Origin of the sequence: Nissabacter archeti, from assembly GCF_018257325.1 — a bacterium.
Classification (GTDB): Bacteria; Pseudomonadota; Gammaproteobacteria; order Enterobacterales; family Enterobacteriaceae; genus Chimaeribacter; species Chimaeribacter arupi.
Genome location: NZ_JAERKB010000013.1, coordinates 51693 through 72066 on the forward strand (window position 1 = coordinate 51693; position 20374 = coordinate 72066).

Here is a 20374-nt window from a genome sequence, read left to right on the forward strand (position 1 = left end):
AAATATCAGTGAAACAGCATGGGGCCTTAGCGCCCCATTTTTTGTACTCGTTCAGGCTTTTTCAATCTGCCCTGCCTGGCGTGGACAATATCGCTGAACCCGTGCTCATTCAGGTATTCATCGCGAGCGGCCATTAAAACGCTTGATAAACCCTTTCTATGTTGGCTATTAAGCACAGCTTTACACTGCACACTCAAAGACCCATTGCTCCAACGCGCGACAGGCAGACTCAAGGCTTTGAGCAGTTCTTATCGTTGCCGGGGAGCCTCGAAACAGTGTAATGCTGTCGAGAATACGTGTGGCCTGAACCCTGAGGAAAGTCGCTCCGTCACCCGTCCTTTACGACGTTTTATACATGGCTTCTACGGTTACTTGCTTTTAATCTGTCGTCACGGACAATGCTGATGAGCTGTTCGTCGGAAAAACGCTTCTTCATGGGGGATGTCTTCACGCTACTGATGAAGACATGACTCACATCGCAGTGTATTAATCAATGGGGAGAAAACCAGCTATATGTCCACAAATATATGATTTATCTTAGTAGCAAAGTAAAGATAAAATTGACTAAAGCCTCAGTTTTCCGCGCAATAATATGTCAATTCGCATGGTGACATTAAAAAATGTGAAGTCAGGCACATATCAAGAATAGCAGTTAAAATTAAAAACTGATTCTGCCAGGTGCTTAATTCGACCCTGGAAAAAAAAGTGCCAGCGTTAGCCTGTCTCTAACTACTACTGACAATGAATAATTAATTAGATTAAGTTACAATGTGCTTTATAAAGCTTTAGGCATTTTTTGACAAAAAGATAACAAAAGTTACATCTATAATTATTGGTTTTTAAACTTAAGGCTCTTTATGTTTAATCATCCATTTTCTGGAGTCAGGCTGGCTGTCGTTGTCTCTTTTTTCGCTTTTGCCTTGTCGTGCCTGTTACCGACAAATACCGTTATTCATTTAATGGAAGAAGGCCAGCTGGTCGAAACATTAACGTTATATGCTTATGCTATCGTTCTTCTATATTTTATTTTTAGACCTAACCTTCACATTACGGTTATTACTCGCTGCTCAATTATTTTTTGTCTGTTTGTCATGATGGCCAGAGAGGCAGATTTACACAAATCCATTGCTCATATGAGCATGCTTAAACTGCGCTTCTGGACTGGAAATCTGCCCTTGCATGATAAGATGGTCGCTTTGTTAATCCTGTTACCTGTTGTGGTCGCCTGCCTCTTTCTGCTTATAAAACATGCAAAAAATATATGGCTCCAAGCGAAATTACATAAAGCCTATGCCGTCACAACGGTAACGTTCGTTGTATTAATACCGTTGACTAACATCGCTGACCGTTCATTAGGGTTGCTTAATGAGAGTTTCAGATGGCATGCGCCCCTGTGGTTAGTGGCATTTCAGTCCTCACAAGAGGAGCTGCTGGAGATGTCTTTGCCGTTACTGGCTCTACTTGCGATCATACAATACAAACGCAGCAAAGACATGGGCGACATTGTTCAGGTCTATACCTAGGAGATATTCATGAGGCAATATATTCTTATTGCCTTTTATAATTTCTATCCGTTCTTCAGGGTATTTATGTTGTATAAATTAAGGCGTAAAAACTTTACTCTTTATTTCAGAGGAAGTAATACTCTTTATCATCGTATCTTTGCAGACTTCGTTAGTTACCGCCAGTCGGTTATAAGTGTCATAATCAAAATAAATCTAAAGTCATATTGATTGAGTATGAAAGGCATCTCTATTTATTGAATTTTTTCAAGCCTGATGGATAAAAGATTGAACGATTATATAAATATTGGTTTAAAAAGGATTATTCATTTGTAGAGCTCTGGCTAATGTTAGGCCTGTCTGCTCTGTCTTTGTGCTCTTCGGCATAATTATGCAGTAAAAACCGCCAGACAAGGGCTGCACCAGCAGCCTTGTGCCGGAAGCGGACGTTCATTAAGCCTGAGTGTGCCGTTCATCGCGTTTACTGCGGGCTGGTTTTTATCGTGATTATGTGTGAAAGACTCTTTGAAAAGGGATGATTTCACGGTAACAGAATGATGTGCCGCGTTGTTTGTAAGGCACAGCGCATCGGGTGTAAGGTGAAAAACAGGTAGCTTAACTACGCTGATTTTTGAGGCACTATGTTTGACTGGGAAGACTTACGCTATTTTTCAACTTTTGCGCAGACAGGTTCACTGGCGTCAGCGGCAAGGAAACTGGGTGTTGATCATGCCACGGTTGCCCGGCGAATAGCGTCGCTTGAAGCCTCTGTTAACCTCAGATTGGTAGACCGGAGGCCGCGCTCCTATACCCTGACGGAAGATGGTCGCCAGGTGGCCCGCTACGGTGATCAGATGAGTGACTCTGCATACTCATTAGAGCGGTTTTCCGGGGCAGAGCAGGGTGTGGTGGAAGGTGATGTGGTTATCGCTGCACCTCACGTGTTCATGGGCAACCTTATTGCTCCGCACATTGGCAGCTTTTACAAACAGTATCCGCGTATTCGTTTAAGCCTGACGGGAACCAAAGAACGCCTTTCTCTTGCCCGTCGTGAAGCGGACATAACCCTCGGTCTGGTTCGTCCCGTCGAGTCAGCAGTCATAACCAGACGACTCGGCCAGGTGAGTTTTACGCTTTACGGCAGTGCCGGGTATCTTGCATCAGGGCAGGAATTAAGTGTTATCGCTTACGATGATTCAGTAGCAGACACCCCACAGCAGGCGTGGCTGAAAAAGCATTGTGCAGGACGCCCCGTTGTATTTTTCAGCAATGATTTGCGTATACAGGCTATAACGGCAGCCGGTCATGCGGGTATAGCTCTGTTGCCCGATTATCTGGCAAAAGAATATCATCTTGTGCCTGTTCAACCAGACGGTCCCGTTCTTACTCAAGACATTTGGATGAGTGTACATAAGGATGTGCGCCATGCCCGCCACATCACCCCCGTAATGGGTTTTTTAAACAGTTGCATTGAACCTGCTTATGGCTTGTGAATTTTTGCATAACTGAAGTGTAGTAATGCGGAATATTACACAATCTGGTCTCTGACTATAATCGCCCCCGCCTGAATAACGAATGGTCAGAACGTTTCCGGTTACGCCTGGCCCGTTATCGTTTTTGTTCCCTGTCCCCCTAAAGGAAACCTTTTATGATCAGTAATATCAGTGGAAAAGTCGTTGTCATCACAGGCGCCAGCAGCGGTATTGGCGAAGCCACAGCCCGCCGGTTAAGCGCAGCCGGGGCCTGTGTCGTGCTGGGCGCACGTCGGCTGGACAAGCTTAATGCCCTGGCTGAAGAAATCACTGCGGCAGGAGGAAAGGTTGAAGTAGCGAAGACGGATGTGGCAAATCTTCAGGATGTTGAGGCATTGGTAAATAAAGCGGTTGAGGTATTTGGCCGGGTCGATGTGCTCATTAATAACGCCGGTATCATGCCAAACTCCCGTCTTGATGAGCTGCAAGTTGATGACTGGAACCGGGCGATTGATATCAACCTGAAAGGCACGCTTTATGGTATTGCTGCGGCACTTCCTTTTATGAAAGCGCAAAACAGCGGACACATTATCAACGTTTCCTCGCTCTCAGGACATCGCGTCCGTCCGACCACAGCCGTTTATTCCGCAACTAAATTTGCTGTCAGAGCCATATCTGAAGGCCTGCGCATGGAAATGACACCTTATAATATCCGCAGCACGATTATTTCTCCGGGGCCGGTCGATACCGACTTACCGTCCAGCGTGACGAATGCGGCGGTAGCAGAGCAGGTCAGGAAGATACATGAAATAGCAATTCCTGTAGAAACGCTTGCCGACACTATCGTATTTGCGATTAGCCAGCCGGAAACGGTCGACATCAATGAAATTGTTGTTCGGCCGACAGCCATGGAATAGCCCCGCAGGCACGCCGCAGTTCAAAATGCCCGCTGCTCGCTCATAGCTGCCGATATTTTATGCCCGAAGGAAATAGCAAGTTGCTCACCATTTTTCCAAAGAAATTTACTGCAGAACAGCCAAAGCTGGTACAAAACTAATAGGTATTACCTATCACATCTTCCGCCCTGTTAAGCCTTACGCCCAATCAGGCAATCTATTTCGTATAAAGTCTCCCCAACGGGCGCTTGCGACCGGGCAGGGCTGACCATGTTTGTGGTCAGCCGCACGGTACGGCGAGTGCGCAGCCGCAGACAAGTTACGGGGGCGTCTCCACAGATACTGAAGATGAAATAGCGTGTTTTAACTCGGTAGCTGCCGGGCATTCAGCCCCTTTTTATTCTGGCTTAGCTGCACCTGAAAAAGGGCATTAACCCCTTAGTGCGCCTTTTCAGGTGCACTGCGCTATTTTTTAAAACTCCCGTCCCCTTCACATTTATCAGCCCGTTAATAAGCAAGCTATTCATTTTCGTCTAGAGTTTTTCGAATGGTCAACCATTTACAGGCCATGTCTGGTCTGGACAAGGAGAACAGTGATGACGAAAAAGGCCGTATCCCCTCAATGGAAAGGCGCGTTGCTTATGCCTTTGCTGCTGACCGGCGCGCTGGCAACCGGCTCTTTTTATGCGCAGGCAGAAGACGACCAACCCCTGTTGACGCAGGCACCGGTGCCGCCTGATGTCCGCCTTGGGCCGCTTTACCATGCGGTGCAGGCGGCGAAATTCTTCCCGGATCAGAAAACCTTTGCCGACGCTGTGCCGAAATATGATCCCTCCTCGATTCTGGCCGACTGGCAGATGCAAAAAACACAGCAAAATTTCGACCTGAAGCGCTTTGTTGACAGCAATTTCACCCTGCCGGGCAAAAATGACGCCTATGTGCCGCCCGCCGGGCAGAGCCTACGTGAGCATATCGACGGCCTGTGGCCGGTGCTGACACGCACCACCGATAAAGTGAACCAGTATGACTCGCTGCTGCCGCTGCCGAAGCCGTATGTGGTGCCGGGCGGCCGCTTCCGCGAAATCTATTACTGGGACAGCTACTTCACCATGCTGGGGCTGGCAGAGAGCGGCCACTGGGATCGCGTCCAGGATATGGTGGACAACTTCGCGCACGAGCTGGACACCTACGGCCATATCCCCAACGGCAACCGCAGCTACTACCTGAGCCGTTCGCAGCCGCCGTTCTTCAGCCTGATGGTGGATCTGCTGGCGCAGCACCGCGGGGAAAGCGTCTACGCCACCTACCTGCCGCAGCTGCAAAAAGAGTATCAATACTGGATGGCGGATGCGGAAAGCGTCCCGGCGGGCAGTGCCGGCAAGCGCGTGGTCAAACTGAAAGACGGCACGGTGCTGAACCGCTATTGGGATGCGCGTGATGTGCCGCGTACTGAATCTTATATGGATGACATCGCCACAGCGGAAAAAGCCACCTCGCGCAACAAATCGGAGCTTTACCGCGATCTGCGTGCCGGGGCGGCCTCCGGCTGGGATTTCAGCTCCCGCTGGTTTGACGATCCGAATAATCTCTCCACCATCCGTACCACAGAGATTGTGCCGGTGGATCTGAACGCCCTGCTGTTCCATCTGGAGAACACGCTGGCGCGCGCCAGTAAAGCCGCAGGCCAATCCGCTGACGGCCAGCGTTATGCTGACCAGGCAGAAAAACGGCAGGCGGCGATCAACCGCTATCTGTGGAACGCCGACGGCGGCTGGTATGCCGACTATGACTGGAAGCGCGGCAGTGTGCGCACCCAATTAACTGCCGCTGCGCTTTTCCCGCTCTATATGCAGGCCGCCAGTGACGATCAGGCCGACAAAACCGCTGCCGCGGTGGAGAAACAGTTGGTGAAAGCGGGCGGGCTGGTGACGACGAATGTGCATAACGGGCAGCAGTGGGATGCCCCCAACGGCTGGGCGCCGCTCCAGTGGGTAGCGGTGGAAGGGCTGAACCATTACGGCAAACAGACGTTGGCAAAAGAGATCGGTATGCGCTTCCTGGACAACGTGCAGGCCACCTATGACCGCGAACACAAGCTGGTGGAGAAATATGTGGTCGAAGGGAATCTGGGCGGTGGCGGCGGCGGGGAATACCCGTTGCAGGATGGCTTTGGCTGGACCAACGGCGTGACGCTGAAGCTGATGGACGCGTATTGCCCGAAAGGCATTACCTGTAACAATGTCAGCGACCTCAAAAAAGCCCCGTAGCCTGGCGCTGCCCGGCCGTGGGGCCGGGCGGTTACGAGCTGGTTATGCCTGAAGCACCTTTTCAAGCTGCTTAACGGCGTCGGCGTGTTTATCCGCAGGCATTTTCGACAGGTTGTGCAGCTTCCACCGAACTGCCGGCAACTGGTCGATATGGTCGAGACCGAGCAACGCCCAGTCGGGCTGCCGGCGTTTGAACGACAATAAAAATGCCCGCTCGTCTGATGTCATCTCTGCATGGATCTGTGCAACCAGCTGTTCCCGCACCGCCTGCAAGTCTGCCAGGGGGACGTCCACCTCCGCCATACGGCGGAACTCACCTTCATAAATCCCGCTTATCTCTTTAAAATGCGGTCGCAGCAACTCAGCGATAGGGCGTGGATGGCTGATCACATAAACCAGCAGGGCTTTACGCAGCGCATCTGTCAGCCCCTCGTTGTCGAGTAAAAATTTGACGTCAAACAGATCCCTGGGATGCTGGCGATCCAGTGCCGCGCAAATTTTACCGGCATACAGGTCAGCAAATGACACCACGGCCATTTCTGCATAACCAAACTCATCCTCAACCGCTTCACAGACCGGCCGCACCGCCGGCTCGTAGACGGTCCCACGCAATACCGGCGACAGCTCAATCTTAATCATCACGCTGTCGCGGACAACCGTCAGCCGCAATGCATCACGTTTGTCTTCATACGATTTGCTCACCTTGCTGGCGGGAACAGAGGTGCTGATGGCGTCTGCAATGCTATCCAACGCAGATTTGATGGCGGTGAGTGAGGCGTTGCGTTCCAGCACCGGCAGAAACACCAGGTCAATATCCACCGATAAGCGGGGAAACTCCCGGATAAACAGATTAATGGCCGTGCCGCCTTTCAACGCAAAGCAGTCATGTTTCGCAATGTGCGGGATGAGCTGTAACAGGAGCTGAACCTGTTGGTAATAAATGCTTCCTCTATCCATTTTTGATCACATCTCTTTAGGGACGGTAATATTCCAGGTGGTGTCCAGGCGACCCGCCTGGACGATGGCCCGCTTGCCGGTGCCGAGCGCATACTGGGTAGGGTTAAGGTGCCTGTACCACGGGTGGTTATGGCGCTGCGCCAGCCACATAAACAGCCGCTTGGACTTAATGCTGCCATTTGCCTGCATTAAAGGGTCGAGTTTTCTGGGGGAGAGTGTCGACAGCCCCTGCATCAGCTGGTCAGCATGTTCCACACTGAGATGTTCAGGCACTTGCGGGAGAAGCTCCAGCATGGCTTTTTCAGGCCCTGACATCATGAGCGCGGGTAACCCTTCGCGCCACGGGTACGCCCGCAGATAGCGGGCATCGTCCATCACCGGAGCGGGCCAGATGCGCCGGGTGCTGTGCCACTCAAACTGTGTGCTGAGGTTAAGCCGGTTCAGCCACGGAGGTGCCGCGCCTGCGGAATAGAGGCTGATCAGCTGGTCTTTATGCCTGGACTGATAATGCGCCAGCCCTGCCAGATCCAACGCCGTAAGGCCGCCCACCTGCACCGGCAGGCTTTGCATACGTTGCAGGGAAATGGTGACGCCTTGCCAGCTCAGGCAGGGCTCCTCACGCACGTAAACGCCGGGCACCAGTGCCAGTAATGTCCGGCTTTTTACCGCGTTATCAATAAAGTGCAGGGTTAAACCCTGTGCCTGTAGCCAGGCTTTGGTTGCCAGCAGGCCCACTGGAAGCAGTGTTTTCAGCAATTGTCTCGATTCACTATTTAACATTCGCCACCTGCGGTTTACTAACGTGTTTATATACGGCGATTATCGCCGTATATAAGGAAATATACAAACCACGTAAGGTGGAAAGTTTACCTGGCTTCCTATTTACGGCAATCATCGCCGTGAATGACCATTTTAATAAACCTCTGTGCAGGGTGTTTCTGCGGGTATTACCTTGCGGTCATCTGCCGCTGCACGCAGCCAGCATCAAAAATCGTCTGAAAGACGCTGCGGCCGTGGCCCAGGAGATACGTAATGAAAAGCAAAACCTTTAATGGTGTGGTCGCCGAATACAGTGACGGCAACGTATTCGCTGATCCCGCTCTTCCCGACACAGAAAAAGTGACAGTTAAAAGCGGCCTGGCCGCTGAAATCAATCTGCCTTAGGCATTACGGGCCGGTGTCCGCATCAATGTCACCGCCTTTGTCCTGAAATTTTGATCATACTCTCTACACATACAGGTTCCTTCTCTCACCATCCACCTTCTCAACGGTGCAGAAATCAATCTGTTAGCAGCCAATGTTTCCCGGAGATTTCATTTTTCTGTCATTTTTGTTCTTTACGCTGTTAGCTTCCTTATATGGATATTAACACTATGAAAATAAAAGCTATTTCCCTGGTTGTCGGCTGTGCGCTCTCATCATCAACGCTCGCGGCGCAGCCGCAGGTCGAGCGCTATATCGTCAGTTTTCCCGAAGGGACACGCGTAAGCTACAACGGCGCGTTTTCCGGCGCGTTTCCAAATGGTTTGCCGGTGGGGATTGGCTCCGGTTTGCTGTTTACCGGCAAGCAGGGGGAGGCGTTCACCTTCGCAACCGTCACCGATCGCGGGCCGAATGCTGACTCGCCTGATATGGGTAAGAGAGAGGCAAAAATTTTCGTCACGCCAGAGTTCGCCCCACTGCTGATGACTATTCGGGTGCAGAACGGCAAAGCGGAGGCCACGGACGCCCGGCCGCTGCATGACGATAAGGGCAATATTAACGGATTGCCGCTGCAGGATGGCGTCATCGGATCAACCAATGAAATCGCGCTGGACGATACGTTGAAAGTGCTGCATGGCGATAACCGCGGTCTGGATACGGAAGGCATTACGCCGGACGGCAAAGGAGGGTATTGGCTGTGCGATGAGTATGGCCCGTTCCTGATTAACGTTGATGCGCGCGGCAAAATCCTGAAAATTCACGGGCCGCAGGCAGAAGAGGGGGAGAAATCCATCGCGGGCGGTCTGCCGAACGTTCTCAAATGGCGTCAGCCAAATCGTGGATTTGAAGGGCTCACCCGCATGCCGGACGGGCGCATTATCGCCGCGGTGCAGAGCACGCTGGATATCAACGGTAAAAGTAAAAAGCAGGCGCGCTTTACCCGCCTGGTGAGCTTCGATCCGGCGACCGGGAAAACCGCGATGTATGGTTACCCTATCGACAGCGCCGCTTACAGTAAAAACAGCGACGCAAAAATTGGCGATATTGTGGCGCTCGACAATCAGCATATCCTGCTGATTGAACAAGGCAGCGACAAAGACGATGCGATGCGCAACCTTATCTATAAGGTGGATCTTAGCCCGGCTACCGAGCTTGCAGCATTCGATAAGCCTGACGAGTATCCGGAGTTTGATGACGAGAAAGCGCTGGCGCAGCGCGGCATTAAGCTCGCCGCTAAAACGCTGGTGGTCGATTTACGTCAACTCGGCTGGCAGCAGGAGAAGGCCGAAGGACTGGCGCTGATCGACAATAAAACGCTGGCCGTCATCAATGACAATGACTTCGGCGTGAGAACAGTCATGCAAAATCCGGTTGAGGGTAAGAAGCGTAAGGATTATCGGGTGACCGAACAGGGGACGCTGACGGTAGATGATAAGCCGGTTGCAACGACTATCGGCATAAAGCCGCTGAAGAAACCGGAGTCGGACAGCGAGTTGTGGATTGTCACGCTGGCGGCACCGCTGAAATAAACGCTTTCCCCACCCCAGGCTGCATCCGTTAATGGCATCACTTTGTGTAAAAGAGCCGGATGCAGCCCCGTTTTGCCATCGACAGATCATTCCCCGGCGTTAAGTTACAGCGGGCTGCGGGCTGCGGGCCGGACATCGCCCGCGATGAGCGAGAAGCGGACTGAAACCAGGTTAATGTCCTTTACGTAACCGGCTCACACTTAATACCACTGATGCCGCAGACGCGACGACAGCAATCCACAGAGCATAATGGACAGCCTGCAGTTCATTTATTGCCAGCAGTGCCCCCATGACAGCAGCACCGAGGCATTGGCCGAACGTCCGGACGATAGACAATACGCCTGATGCGTAGCTGGCATAGTCGCGGGATACGTTAGAGAGCATCTCCCGGTTGTTAGGGCTTTGGAAACAACCAAATCCGATGCCGCACCACAGGCTGCGTAAACAGATATCCCATACCGCAGGGCGGGCGGGTAGCGTGGCCAGCAAAATCAAACCCATAACAAAAAGAGCTAACCCAACGGTAGAAATCAGAGGCGCTGAAAATATGTCGGCCCAACGGCCCGCATGAGGCGCTATCAACACAATGCCGATCGGCCATGGCGTAAAAAGTAACGCCGACACGACAGGGCTGTAGCCATACACGCTCTGAAACAGAAATGGCAGCGCAATAAAGGTAATTCCCTGGCTAACAAAACAGGCGAGCGACGTTAAAGCGGCCAGGGTAAAGCGTCCATTTTTGAACATGACGGGGGGTAATAAAGGATGCTTTACCCGGCGGATCTGCCAGATAAATGTTATGGCGCTGAGCATCGCGAGCAGACTCCAGTTGATAGCCTCGACACTGATGTGATGGCCTGAGGAGAAGCTGTTTGCCGCCATCACCATTGAGCCTAAAAGTAGTGCAGAAAGCACAGCGCCTGGCGTATCGAACGGCGTTCTATCGGACGCCGGTTTTCGTGGCAGCGACCTGAATACCAGCAACAGGGAAACGGTGCCGGGGAGCACGTTTATGGCGAACAACCCTTTCCAGCTCATTATGTCCAGCACTGTGCCGCCAAGTACAGGCGCGATGGCCGAGCTTGACGCAATCAGCAGGGCATGTAGCCCAAGGATACGGCCAAGCAATCGGCCGGGGAAAACAGAACGCAGTATCGCCGGGGCGATGCTCAGGGTAGCTGCGCCGCCGATCCCTTGCATAATGCGCATTCCGATGAGCATCTCCGGCGTACTGGCCAGCGCACAACCCAGTGAAGTGAGCGTAAAGACGGTAAGGCCTGAAAGAAACACTGGCCGGTAGCCGACGCGTACTGCCAGCGCAGCGAAGATAGCCAACGTCATGGCGGCGGAGAGCAGGTAACCGTTGGCGAACCAGACCGAGACATTCGCCGGTACCTGCATCGCTTTTGCCATGGATGGCAGGGCGATGTTGATCATCGTGCCGTCAAACACGCCCATCAGCGTCGTGGTCATCACGGCGGCCATGACGCGCGCACGTTCTTGTCCCGGCAGGCCTTCATCGCCCGGTAGATGTGAAAATAACGTTGTCATTTTTATGCCTGTGAAAGGAGGGAGACGAAAACTATAATCAGCAGTGACTCAAGGCGGAAGATGCAGCATTTGCACTGTATCATTGCATTCGACGCCCTATCTGAATTCCTGGCAGGAACCCATATGTCCGACCCTGATTTCAACTTGCTGGTCGCGCTCGACGTTTTGCTGGCAGAAGCCAGCGTTGCGGGGGCAGCCCGACGCTTAAACCTGAGTACCTCAGCGATGAGCCGCACACTCAGCAGGCTACGTGAGGTGACGGGGGATCCCATTCTGGTGCGGGCAGGGCGTAACATGGTGCTCACCCCTTGGGCTGAAGCAACCCGGGATCGTGCCAGAAACGCGGTCTATGAGGCGAGGGCAGTGCTTCAGCCCTCATCCGAAACGCTCAAGGTGGAAAACCTCGAACGGCTGTTCACCATCAGGGCCAATGATGGTTTTGTCGTGGCATTTGGCCCACTGCTCATTGCCGCCGTGGCCGAAGCGGCCCCAGGTATTTGCATACGCTTTGCACCGAAACCTGAAAAAACGCCTCGTTATCTTCGGGAGGGTTTAGTTGACCTGGAGATTGGCGTCCAGAGCAATATGGGGCCGGAAATCCGGGTGCAGAGACTCTTTCAGGATCGCTTTATTGGCGCGGTGCGCAAGGAGCATCCGCTGGCGTCACAGCCGGGAATAAGCGTTGAAGATTATATTGCCTGGGGACATGTGGTGGCGTCACCCGATGGGGTGTTACATGGTTTTGTCGATGATGCCCTGGCGGCGTCAGGCGTCATGCGCAAAGTGGTGAGTGTGGTTCCGGGCTTTCCGACTGCGTTATCCGTCGCACTGGCCTCCGACCTTATCGCCATGGTTCCCGCGCTGTACTTGCGCAACCAACAAATGACAGAAAATTTACATGTCTTTGAATTGCCATTCAAAACCCGGAACATTGTGGTGTCGCAGATGTGGCACCCAAGAATGGAAAAGGATCCGGGGCACCGCTGGCTTAGAGAGAAAATTTCAGAGGTGTGCCGGGTACGGTAACGTATTCCGTCCCCTATCAACTAAGTCAATTGCACTGTTACCACGGGACTGCCTCCGGCACGCGTTGTTGAGACTATGCGGCTGGAGTTTGCCAGAAGTCACATCGAAAGTTAGCCACGTCCGCTTCTGGCACAAAGCGGACTGAATCAGCTGAAAGTCCATGATGAGTGAAAAACGGGCGTCTGCATCAGAGGGAAATTTTACAGCCGAAAAGTCTGCTTCAGGGTTTGCGCCAGTAGTTCGGTGGCTTTATCCTCATACGATGCGGCGCTACGGATGAACAGTATGTTATGGTCCGGAATGACGGGCATCCCTTCAATAATCTGCATCATTGCTGTGACCTTTCCCCGATCAATCAGGCTGACGGCCAGCCCTGTCTCAACGCACTCTTTAATCGCCTGGCTGGAATGGCTTTCAAGTACGATACGAGAACGCCTTGCGGCCACTTTGAGCGACTCGGTTATGGCCTTACGGTAAGCGCAGGGCGCTGTGTAAACGGCAAGAGGCAATACTTCGCTGAGCGCTATGTCTGTGCCTAAGGGCCCCACCCAGACGGGGGTCGTCGGCATTAACACCTGAGCATCAGGATTGATTTCTTCCTGAGATTGAACGACCACTGCCGTATCTAATTCACCGCGCTGAATCCACTCTTTCAACAGATTGCTTGGCCCCATCCGGAGCTCCAGCACGACGTTCGGCCAGGCTTCTGAAAACGCTGGAAGCACCTCACGGATTATGTGTGCAGCATAATCGTCAGGAACACCCAACCTGATACGACCGGCGATACTGGTACCACGAAGGTCAGCCAGTACCTGATCGTGCAGGCGTAATAGTTCGGCAGACGACCCCCACAAACGTTTACCCAGCATTGTCAGGGTCACTGACTGGTTATCACGATGTAGCAATTGTCCGCCTGCCACGGCCTCCAGACGCTGAATGTGAACGCTTACTGCCGCAGGACTCTTATGGAGCTGTTCAGCAGCCGCGCTGAATTTTCCTGTTCTGATCACTGCATGGAATGTACGCAGGAGTTCAATATGAAGAATATCCGTCATGATTTAATATCGCTTAACCACTGTTGCATATAATTTTGATTTACCAGATTACACCCTTCCTTTAGGTTTGGGTAATGAACAAAATCAGCCCACTCCTGAAAGAAAAACCTCTGCACCGTCACTGGATTTACGCCATTCCTTTGCCCCTGCTTGAAGCGGCACTGGTGATCTCCTGGAGTTCAGGATTTATCGGTGCACGGTTTTCTATCTCCTATGCACCCGCACTGCTTGTGGTGTTCTGGCGCTATGTGTGCTTAACAGTTCTGCTGTTTCCTTTTGTCTGCAAAGCGCTGCTGAAAACGCCTCCCCGGGTACTGCTGAGAAATGCCGGAATAGGTCTGCTGGCTATGGTCGGATATATGACAGGTGTAACGCAGGGCATCGTTTTAGGTGTGCCTGCAGGGCTCGCCGCCCTGTGCGCAGACCTGCTGCCGCTGGGAATGGCGCTGCTGGCAGCAGCATTTTGTGGCGAACGTTTATCGAATCAGGTCTGGCTTGGATTGTTCACCGGACTGCTGGGCGTGATATGGGTGACGCATGATGTGCTGAACGTGGGTAAGGCGCCGGTATGGGCCTATGTCTTGCCCTTAACGGGCATGTTGTCACTGGCTGTGGCAACGTTATGGCAGAAACGCAGCAGTGCTTCACAGTCCATGGATATGCTGCCGGGTCTATGGCTTCAGTGTCTTGTGGCGAGTTTCGCCTTCGCCATCATCGAGGGGAGTCAGGGAAGCCTGGTTCCGGTACCCACAATGGGCTTTACTCTCAGCGTATTATGGACGGCAAGTCTGCCAACCTTTGGCGGCTATGGGCTCTACTGGATATGCCTGCGCCGAAGCTCGGCGACCCGGGTTACGACCGTTCTGTTCCTTAGCCCACCGGTGACCATGTTATGGGCCTGGGCTATGTTCAGTGAACCACTTTCCTGGCAGATGGCGTCCGGTATGGCAATTTCCTCAATTGGCATTTGGATAGTATTGCGTGCCGAAGAACGGAAGGTTCCTCTTGCACCATGAGCCGGCATACTGATGATGGCACGTTAAAAACCGATGCGGAAGCGTCAGTCCGACGCAGGCGATCACGCAGTGACATCAGTACATCGCGGAGCATGGGTGCCTGCCGTTCTGCTGGATCACCCGCCAGAGGATGTTTACCGCGAGGCGCTGTGGCGCGTCACGTTGGCGCATGATGCCCTGCTATTCCTGCAATAGATTTCCCCCATATGCTCAGCGCGACAGTGCCTGAACGACACCTGATTCAAAGGGGTTGCCTGCTTCTGATCACTTTTGATACCCTGTCCGGCTGGAGTTTTTTCAGCAGTCCAAAAGGAAAGAGTATGGCCTGCTCGCGTCGACACCGCCCATTTACCGCCCTTTCGCGCCGCAAGCGCCGCCAGAAAGTGTTTGCCCTCAAACAGCAGATCCACCGTGAACGCGCCCGCTGCGGCGGCCTGTTTTATGATGAGTGTGATATCGATTATCACCGCCGGCATCCTGAGCACCCCTGGCGCTGGAGCGACATCTTTTTCACCGGCCACGACCCCGCCGTGCTGTGGAACGCTGAAATTATTACTGCCCAACTGGCGCGGGAAGATCTTATTTCAGAGCGTGTATTCGATGAGGCCTGGCAGCAATTAAGTGACGCAGAGCGGTTAGTTGAAGCCCGCTTTGAAACCCGCCCCAACTACAACAGCCAAGGCAAACTGGTCAGCCGCACATTACTCCACCAGGAAAAGCCGCGTTACGCCCGCTTTAACGGCCTGACGTTCAATGAATACACGGAACAACGCGAAGCCGAAATAGTGGCTACCCAACCGCCTGCGGTGTATTGCGGCTATAAAATCCTGCCTGGGTTTGCTTACGGCATTGGGTTACGGATGGTGGTCGAGGCTGAGGCGTTAACGGTGGACGTGATTAACGCGGCGATTGAAGAGTTTAAAGCGCGGGGCGAAAGGGCATGGCAGTCGCCTGAACCGGCGCGCGTTTAAGGGAGGAGAGCATGAATTACTATGCGGAGGGACACTTCTAGCGAATTAATTATTAGCAGGAAGTGTCATGAAGAAACTTAAAGATCACTATAAGCATCCTAAACCCTGCGGGGGCATTGGGAATCCGTATGTCTATTATTACCGGCTGGGAAGCGTATGCTTCAGGCAATTCAGCACCCTGCAGGAGAAAAGTTATTATCACCTGCACCGGTATGAATATCGCGAATTTGGGCTTCATCTCCGGGCGGCACGCGGAAAAATGCTGCCGAGCAGCTGGGATGATTTCCCCTCAGATGTTGATAACGTCGCCAAAAGCTGGAAACACAATTCGAGACGGCGGCACCAGTATTACCGCTGAGTAGTGAACAAAAGCCTGTACACCCCGGTGCAGGCTTTTTTTGGCGTTGCGCCTGAGGTAAATAAAAGTAAACAGGCGTGATGCCGTGCCCTTGCGTGACACCCCCTCCGCTACACTTTTCCCATACGCGCCATTTTCTGGCCAGATCTGGGGAACCGCCATGAGGTTTATGCATACCCGTTTATCCGCCCCTGCCCGTGGCAGTGTTGCCCTGCTGGCCGCCCTGGCTTTCCTGTGGTGCAGTGCGGCGCCCGCAGCAGACAGCGGCCTGTTCCGGGCGTTAACCCCCGACACTGCCGATCTCACTCAGTATCGCTGGAAACATCGCCCGGTGGTGATCTTTGCGCCGTCAGCCACGGATGCCCGCTATGTTCAACAGATAGCGATGCTGAAAAAGCATCAGGATGCGTTGGCCGAGCGGGATATCATCGTGTTCAGTGATACCTCCCCGGCGGACAAAGGGCAGATGCGTGCACAGCTCCAGCCCAGGGGCTTTGAAATGGTGCTGGTGGGGAAAGATGGCGGGATGAAGCTGCGTGAAACCACCCCGTTGAGTGCGGAAGCCCTGCTCTCCACTATCGACCGGATGCCGATGCGCCAGGCAAAAACAGACTGATGCTGGGTGGTAAGCGCGGTTTTACGAAGCGGGTTGGCACGGGCAACCCGCTGCTGCCCGTGCACCGGGGGCGTTAAACCCGTACCGGCAAGCCTTTGAGTAACTTATCCAGCGTGATCGGGTAATCCCTCACCCGCACACCCGTGGCGTTGTACACCGCATTGGCAATCGCCGCACTGACGCCACACAACCCCAGTTCGCCCACTCCTTTCGCTTTCATGGGAGAGGAAACCGCGTCAGCCTCTTCCAGGAAAATCACCTCCTGCTCAGGGATATCCGCATGTACCGGGACTTCATACGCCGCCAGATCGTGGTTGACGAAATACCCCAGCCGCGTATCCACCGCCAGTTCTTCCATCAGTGCCGCGCCCACGCCCATCGTCATCGCCCCGATCACCTGGCTGCGCGCTGTTTTCGGGTTGAGGATGCGGCCCGCCGCGCACACGGCCAGCATTCGCCGGATACGCACCTCACCGGTGTCGATATCCACCCCGACTTCAACAAAGTGCCCGGCAAAAGTGGATTGCTGGAATTTTTTATCCAGGTCGCCAAACTCGATGGTGTCTTCAACGGTAATTTTCCCCTCACGGGCGGCATCCGCGAGTTTCACGCTGCGGCCCCCGGCGCGCACCTGCCCCTCAGCAAACACCGCCCCGGCGGGATCAAGGCCAAGCCTGTTCAGCACCGTGTCACGCAGTTTGACGCACGCCGCGTACACCCCTGCCGTTGAACTGTTGGCGCCCCACTGGCCGCCGGAACCGGCAGACGCCGGGAACGCGGAATCCCCCAGCCGCACCACCACGTTGTCGAGCGGTACCCCCATCATCTCTGCCGCCGTCTGGGCAATGATGGTATAGCTGCCGGTGCCGATATCCGTCATGTCGGTTTCGACGGTCACGATGCCCTGGGCGTCAAGATGCACCCGCGCGCCGGATGTCATCACCAGGTTGTTGCGAAAGCCGGCTGCCATGCCCATGCCCGTCAGCCAGCGCCCGTCTCGGGTCTGGGCGGGGCGCGCATTGCGGCGGCTCCAGCCAAATTTCTCTGCGCCGGTCTTTAAACAGGCGATCAGCTGGCGCTGTGAAAAGGGGCGGTCGGGGTTGGCGGGATCGACCTGGGTATCATTCAGGATGCGGAAGTGTACCGGGTCCATGCCGAGCTTTTCGGCCATTTCATCCATCGCAATTTCCAGCGCCATCAGCCCCGGTGCCTCGCCGGGCGCGCGCATCGCATTCCCTTCCGGCAGGTCAAGCCGGGCCAGCCGCAGCGCGGTAAAGCGGTTGGCACCGGCATAGAGTAACTCGGTCTGCTGGACGGCCGTTTCCGGCTTGCCCTCCAGCAGATTGCCTGACCAGCTCTCATGCGCGATCGCGGTAATATGCCCGTCCTGATCCGCCCCAATGCGGATGTGCTGGATGGTCGCCGGGCGGTGCGTGGTGTTGTTGGGGATAAACGGCCGGGGCAACGCGATTTTTACCGGCCTTTTTGCCGCCCGCGCGCCCAGCGCCGCCAGCACCGCATCGCTGCGCAGGAACAATTTGCTGCCGAAACCGCCGCCGATATAAGGCGACACAATACGCACGTTGTCGGCAGGCAGGTTAAGCGTCTTCGCCAGTTCGTTGCGGCACCAGTTAATCATCTGGTTGGACGTCCAGACTGTGACCTTATCCCCCTCCCAGACGGCCATCGACGCGTGGGGTTCCATCGCCATATGGCTCTGGTCAGGCGTGGTGTAAACCGCATCCAGTTGCACCTGCGCGGCGGAGAACGCGCGCTCAAAATCCCCGGTTTTCTTGTCCGGCTCGTTTTCATCGGCTTTTGCCGAGGGCTTCTCGTGGGCGAGATCCCAGGCACCGCGGTCGCGGCGGTAATGCACCTGAATCAGCGCCGCGGCCGCGCGCGCTTGTTCAAACGTCCCGGCGACCACCACCGCAATAGCCTGATGGTAATGCTGGATGTCAGGGCCGCCGAGCAGGGCGGCAGCGTTCATTTCACCTTTGCCGAGGCGGCCTGCATTCTCTGCGGTGACAATGGCCAGTACGCCGGGCGCGCGCCGGGCCGCCTCGAGATCAATAGACTGGATTTTACCTTTGGCGATGGAAGAGCCGACCACATAGCCGTGGGCGACATCCGGCACCAGGTCATGCCATTCATAGGCGTAGTGGGCAGTACCCGTGGTTTTCAGCGGCCCGTCGATGCGGTCATGAGGGCGGCCTACCACCTTCAGCTGGTCGATGGGGTTGTCATTGGCCGGATTCTCAAATTTCATGATCTTATGCCCTCGCTTCCGTCAACACCGAGGCGAGCATACGCTTCGCCAGGACAAGCTTGAATTCGTTTTCATGCGTGGGTTGCGCGTTTGCAAACAGCCGGTCATAGACCGCCTGCGCACCCTGCTTCAATGCGGCGTCGGCGGCGTCCGATCGCCAGGGTTTATGCGCCACACCGCCCAGTGCCACGCGGCCGCTGCCGTCCTGCTGCACCACGGCCGCCACTGAAACCAGGGCAAACGCGTAAGACGCACGATCGCGCACTTTCCGGTAAATATGCGTGCCGCCGAGCGGGCGCGGCAGCGTCACGGCCGTAATCAGTTCGCCGGGCAACAACACGGTTTCCAGATGCGGCGTTGTGCCGGGGGCGCGGTAAAAATCAGCAATCGGCAGGGTTCGCGTACGCCCATCCGGGTTCACCGTCTCGATGACGGCGTCCAGCAGGCGCATACTGACGGCCATATCACTGGGATGCGTGGCGATGCAGGCGTTGCTTGCGCCCGTTACCGCGTGCTGGCGGCTGAACCCTTCCAGGGCGGCGCAACCGCTGCCGGGCAGCCGCTTATTGCAGGGCTGGTTCGTGTCGTAGAAGTAAGGGCAGCGCGTACGCTGAAGCAGGTTGCCGGCGGTCGTGGCCTTATTACGCAACTGGCCGGAGGCCCCGGCGAGCAGCGCCCGCGACAACACGGCATAATCGCGGCGTATGCGCGGGTCAGCCGCCAGATCGGTGTTACGCACCAGCGCGCCAATCCGCAGCCCGCCGTCAGCCGTCGGCGTGATGTTATCCAGCGCCAGGCCGTTAACGTCGATCAAATGGGTCGGGGTTTCTATCTCCAGCTTCATCAAATCCAGCAGGTTGGTGCCGCCGGCAATGAACTTTGCGCCCGGTATGCGCTGGGCGCTTGCCGCCGCGTCGGCAGGCGTGGTGACGCGTTCATAGGTAAAAGCTTTCATGATTCTTTCCTCCCGGCGACATCCTCAATCGCCGCAAGGATGTTGGAATAGGCCCCGCAACGGCAGATATTGCCGCTCATGCGCTCCCGGATTTCATCAGGCGTGAGGGGCGGGGGCGAAACCAGATCAAGCGTGACGTGGCTGGGAATGCCCATTTCGATCTCTTTGAGTACTGCCACCGAGGAGCAAATCTGGCCGGGGGTGCAGTAACCGCACTGATACCCATCATGCTTTACAAACGCGGCCTGCATGGGGTGCAGGTTTTCCGGCGTGCCGAGGCCTTCAATGGTGGTGACCTCCGCGTCCTGATGCATCACCGCCAGGGTCAGGCAGGAATTAATCCGGCGTCCGTCCACGATGACCGTACAGGCCCCGCACTGGCCGTGGTCACACCCTTTTTTGGTGCCGGTAAGGTGCAGGTGTTCGCGCAGCGCATCCAGTAACGTGGTCCGCGTATCCACGTTGAGCTGCCGGATCTCGCCGTTAACCTTCATTTTCAGGTCAGACATGGCAGGCGGCGGGGTGTCGGGGAGTTCGCGGGCGCTCAGCATGGTGGAAGAGGAGACCGCCGCCACCGCCACGGTGGCAGTACCCGCCTTCAGCAGTTCGCGCCTCGTCAGGCAAAAGTGCGCTTTTTGGCTGCCGTCACCTGGCTCATCGTGATGTTCCTTATTAACCTTCTTATCGTGGTTGCTCATGCCAGATCTCCGGGATGCTGAAAGGTGAACCAG

At 54.7% G+C, this 20374-nt stretch carries 18 protein-coding genes and 1 pseudogene; 11 read left to right on the forward strand and 8 right to left on the reverse strand.

Features of this window, described 5'->3' with window-relative positions; all coding sequences use genetic code 11:
* Window positions 1–71 precede the first annotated feature (71 nt).
* Window positions 72–309 (reverse strand): annotated as a pseudogene (locus JK232_RS22865) (integrase core domain-containing protein); the annotation flags it as partial.
* Window positions 310–857: 548 nt separating this feature from the next.
* Here JK232_RS22865 and JK232_RS17775 point away from each other — a divergent pair.
* The 4 genes from JK232_RS17775 to treA all read left to right on the forward strand — a co-directional run bounded on the left by JK232_RS17775 (window position 858) and on the right by treA (window position 6137).
* Complete coding sequence (locus JK232_RS17775) at window positions 858–1523, forward strand: hypothetical protein (protein WP_212589475.1); 666 nt, start codon at window positions 858–860, stop codon at window positions 1521–1523.
* Between the two features lie 620 nt (window positions 1524–2143).
* Complete coding sequence (locus tag JK232_RS17780; protein WP_101828119.1) at window positions 2144–2995, forward strand: LysR family transcriptional regulator; 852 nt, start codon at window positions 2144–2146, stop codon at window positions 2993–2995.
* A 155-nt stretch (window positions 2996–3150) separates the two neighbouring features.
* Window positions 3151–3891 (forward strand): SDR family oxidoreductase, encoded by a 741-nt coding sequence (locus JK232_RS17785; protein WP_072929433.1) that lies wholly within the window; start codon window positions 3151–3153, stop codon window positions 3889–3891.
* Window positions 3892–4466: 575 nt separating this feature from the next.
* Window positions 4467–6137, forward strand: coding sequence for an alpha,alpha-trehalase TreA (gene treA / locus JK232_RS17790; RefSeq protein ID WP_101835347.1), 1671 nt, complete (start codon window positions 4467–4469; stop codon window positions 6135–6137).
* Between the two features lie 42 nt (window positions 6138–6179).
* Here the strand turns inward: treA and JK232_RS17795 are convergent, their stop codons facing one another.
* Both JK232_RS17795 and JK232_RS17800 read right to left on the reverse strand, forming a co-directional pair.
* Window positions 6180–7094 (reverse strand): nucleotidyl transferase AbiEii/AbiGii toxin family protein, encoded by a 915-nt coding sequence (locus JK232_RS17795; RefSeq protein WP_072932219.1) that lies wholly within the window; start codon window positions 7092–7094, stop codon window positions 6180–6182.
* A gap of 6 nt (window positions 7095–7100) precedes the next feature.
* Complete coding sequence (locus JK232_RS17800) at window positions 7101–7874, reverse strand: type IV toxin-antitoxin system AbiEi family antitoxin domain-containing protein (protein ID WP_212589476.1); 774 nt, start codon at window positions 7872–7874, stop codon at window positions 7101–7103.
* A 252-nt stretch (window positions 7875–8126) separates the two neighbouring features.
* Between JK232_RS17800 and JK232_RS22955 the strand changes: the two genes are divergently transcribed.
* Entirely contained in the window at window positions 8127–8258 is a 132-nt protein-coding gene (locus tag JK232_RS22955) for a hypothetical protein (RefSeq protein ID WP_276515073.1), read from the forward strand.
* Window positions 8259–8467: 209 nt separating this feature from the next.
* Complete coding sequence (locus tag JK232_RS17805; protein ID WP_212589477.1) at window positions 8468–9826, forward strand: esterase-like activity of phytase family protein; 1359 nt, start codon at window positions 8468–8470, stop codon at window positions 9824–9826.
* Between the two features lie 171 nt (window positions 9827–9997).
* Here JK232_RS17805 and JK232_RS17810 read toward each other — a convergent pair whose 3' ends face one another.
* Window positions 9998–11377, reverse strand: a complete 1380-nt coding sequence (locus tag JK232_RS17810; protein WP_212589478.1) for an MFS transporter — start codon at window positions 11375–11377, stop codon at window positions 9998–10000.
* 123 nt (window positions 11378–11500) lie between these two features.
* Between JK232_RS17810 and JK232_RS17815 the strand changes: the two genes are divergently transcribed.
* Entirely contained in the window at window positions 11501–12403 is a 903-nt protein-coding gene (locus tag JK232_RS17815) for a LysR family transcriptional regulator (protein ID WP_212589479.1), read from the forward strand.
* Window positions 12404–12603: 200 nt separating this feature from the next.
* On the opposite strand, the gene JK232_RS17820 is transcribed toward JK232_RS17815, so the two are convergent.
* On the reverse strand, window positions 12604–13458 hold the full coding sequence (locus tag JK232_RS17820; protein WP_072932207.1) for a LysR family transcriptional regulator: 855 nt from the start codon (window positions 13456–13458) through the stop codon (window positions 12604–12606).
* A 74-nt stretch (window positions 13459–13532) separates the two neighbouring features.
* On the opposite strand from JK232_RS17820, the gene JK232_RS17825 reads away from it, so the two are divergent.
* The 4 genes from JK232_RS17825 to JK232_RS17840 all read left to right on the forward strand — a co-directional run bounded on the left by JK232_RS17825 (window position 13533) and on the right by JK232_RS17840 (window position 16419).
* Complete coding sequence (locus tag JK232_RS17825; RefSeq protein ID WP_212589480.1) at window positions 13533–14474, forward strand: DMT family transporter; 942 nt, start codon at window positions 13533–13535, stop codon at window positions 14472–14474.
* Between the two features lie 320 nt (window positions 14475–14794).
* A complete protein-coding gene (locus JK232_RS17830) occupies window positions 14795–15445 on the forward strand; it encodes a hypothetical protein (RefSeq protein WP_072932379.1) in 651 nt (216 codons plus the stop codon).
* 67 nt (window positions 15446–15512) lie between these two features.
* Window positions 15513–15803: a hypothetical protein gene (locus JK232_RS17835; RefSeq protein ID WP_072932377.1), complete on the forward strand. Its 291-nt coding sequence runs from the start codon at window positions 15513–15515 to the stop codon at window positions 15801–15803.
* 169 nt (window positions 15804–15972) lie between these two features.
* Complete coding sequence (locus JK232_RS17840) at window positions 15973–16419, forward strand: DUF4174 domain-containing protein (protein WP_246538667.1); 447 nt, start codon at window positions 15973–15975, stop codon at window positions 16417–16419.
* 73 nt (window positions 16420–16492) lie between these two features.
* Here the strand turns inward: JK232_RS17840 and paoC are convergent, their stop codons facing one another.
* From paoC to paoA, 3 genes are read right to left on the reverse strand one after another with little or no spacing between them, the layout of a single operon-like run.
* On the reverse strand, window positions 16493–18688 hold the full coding sequence (gene paoC, locus JK232_RS17845; RefSeq protein WP_212589482.1) for an aldehyde oxidoreductase molybdenum-binding subunit PaoC: 2196 nt from the start codon (window positions 18686–18688) through the stop codon (window positions 16493–16495).
* 4 nt (window positions 18689–18692) lie between these two features.
* The gene (locus JK232_RS17850; RefSeq protein ID WP_101835334.1) at window positions 18693–19643 is read right to left on the reverse strand and encodes an FAD binding domain-containing protein; all 951 of its coding nucleotides are present in this window, start codon (window positions 19641–19643) and stop codon (window positions 18693–18695) included.
* Complete coding sequence (paoA, locus tag JK232_RS17855) at window positions 19640–20341, reverse strand: aldehyde dehydrogenase iron-sulfur subunit PaoA (protein WP_101828616.1); 702 nt, start codon at window positions 20339–20341, stop codon at window positions 19640–19642. Before paoA ends, JK232_RS17850 begins: the two co-directional genes overlap by 4 nt.
* Window positions 20342–20374: the final 33 nt, after the last annotated feature.

Bases quoted from the DNA above. Each gene is read 5' to 3' on its own strand.
- JK232_RS17775 (WP_212589475.1), top strand. From the start codon at position 858: ATGTTTAATCATCCATTTTCTGGAGTCAGGCTGGCTGTCGTTGTCTCT.
- JK232_RS17780 (WP_101828119.1), top strand. From the start codon at position 2,144: ATGTTTGACTGGGAAGACTTACGCTATTTTTCAACTTTTGCGCAGACA.
- JK232_RS17785 (WP_072929433.1), top strand. From the start codon at position 3,151: ATGATCAGTAATATCAGTGGAAAAGTCGTTGTCATCACAGGCGCCAGC.
- treA (WP_101835347.1), top strand. From the start codon at position 4,467: ATGACGAAAAAGGCCGTATCCCCTCAATGGAAAGGCGCGTTGCTTATG.
- JK232_RS17795 (WP_072932219.1), bottom strand. From the start codon at position 7,094: ATGGATAGAGGAAGCATTTATTACCAACAGGTTCAGCTCCTGTTACAG.
- JK232_RS17800 (WP_212589476.1), bottom strand. From the start codon at position 7,874: ATGTTAAATAGTGAATCGAGACAATTGCTGAAAACACTGCTTCCAGTG.
- JK232_RS22955 (WP_276515073.1), top strand. From the start codon at position 8,127: ATGAAAAGCAAAACCTTTAATGGTGTGGTCGCCGAATACAGTGACGGC.
- JK232_RS17805 (WP_212589477.1), top strand. From the start codon at position 8,468: ATGAAAATAAAAGCTATTTCCCTGGTTGTCGGCTGTGCGCTCTCATCA.
- JK232_RS17810 (WP_212589478.1), bottom strand. From the start codon at position 11,377: ATGACAACGTTATTTTCACATCTACCGGGCGATGAAGGCCTGCCGGGA.
- JK232_RS17815 (WP_212589479.1), top strand. From the start codon at position 11,501: ATGTCCGACCCTGATTTCAACTTGCTGGTCGCGCTCGACGTTTTGCTG.
- JK232_RS17820 (WP_072932207.1), bottom strand. From the start codon at position 13,458: ATGACGGATATTCTTCATATTGAACTCCTGCGTACATTCCATGCAGTG.
- JK232_RS17825 (WP_212589480.1), top strand. From the start codon at position 13,533: ATGAACAAAATCAGCCCACTCCTGAAAGAAAAACCTCTGCACCGTCAC.
- JK232_RS17830 (WP_072932379.1), top strand. From the start codon at position 14,795: ATGGCCTGCTCGCGTCGACACCGCCCATTTACCGCCCTTTCGCGCCGC.
- JK232_RS17835 (WP_072932377.1), top strand. From the start codon at position 15,513: ATGAAGAAACTTAAAGATCACTATAAGCATCCTAAACCCTGCGGGGGC.
- JK232_RS17840 (WP_246538667.1), top strand. From the start codon at position 15,973: ATGCATACCCGTTTATCCGCCCCTGCCCGTGGCAGTGTTGCCCTGCTG.
- paoC (WP_212589482.1), bottom strand. From the start codon at position 18,688: ATGAAATTTGAGAATCCGGCCAATGACAACCCCATCGACCAGCTGAAG.
- JK232_RS17850 (WP_101835334.1), bottom strand. From the start codon at position 19,643: ATGAAAGCTTTTACCTATGAACGCGTCACCACGCCTGCCGACGCGGCG.
- paoA (WP_101828616.1), bottom strand. From the start codon at position 20,341: ATGAGCAACCACGATAAGAAGGTTAATAAGGAACATCACGATGAGCCA.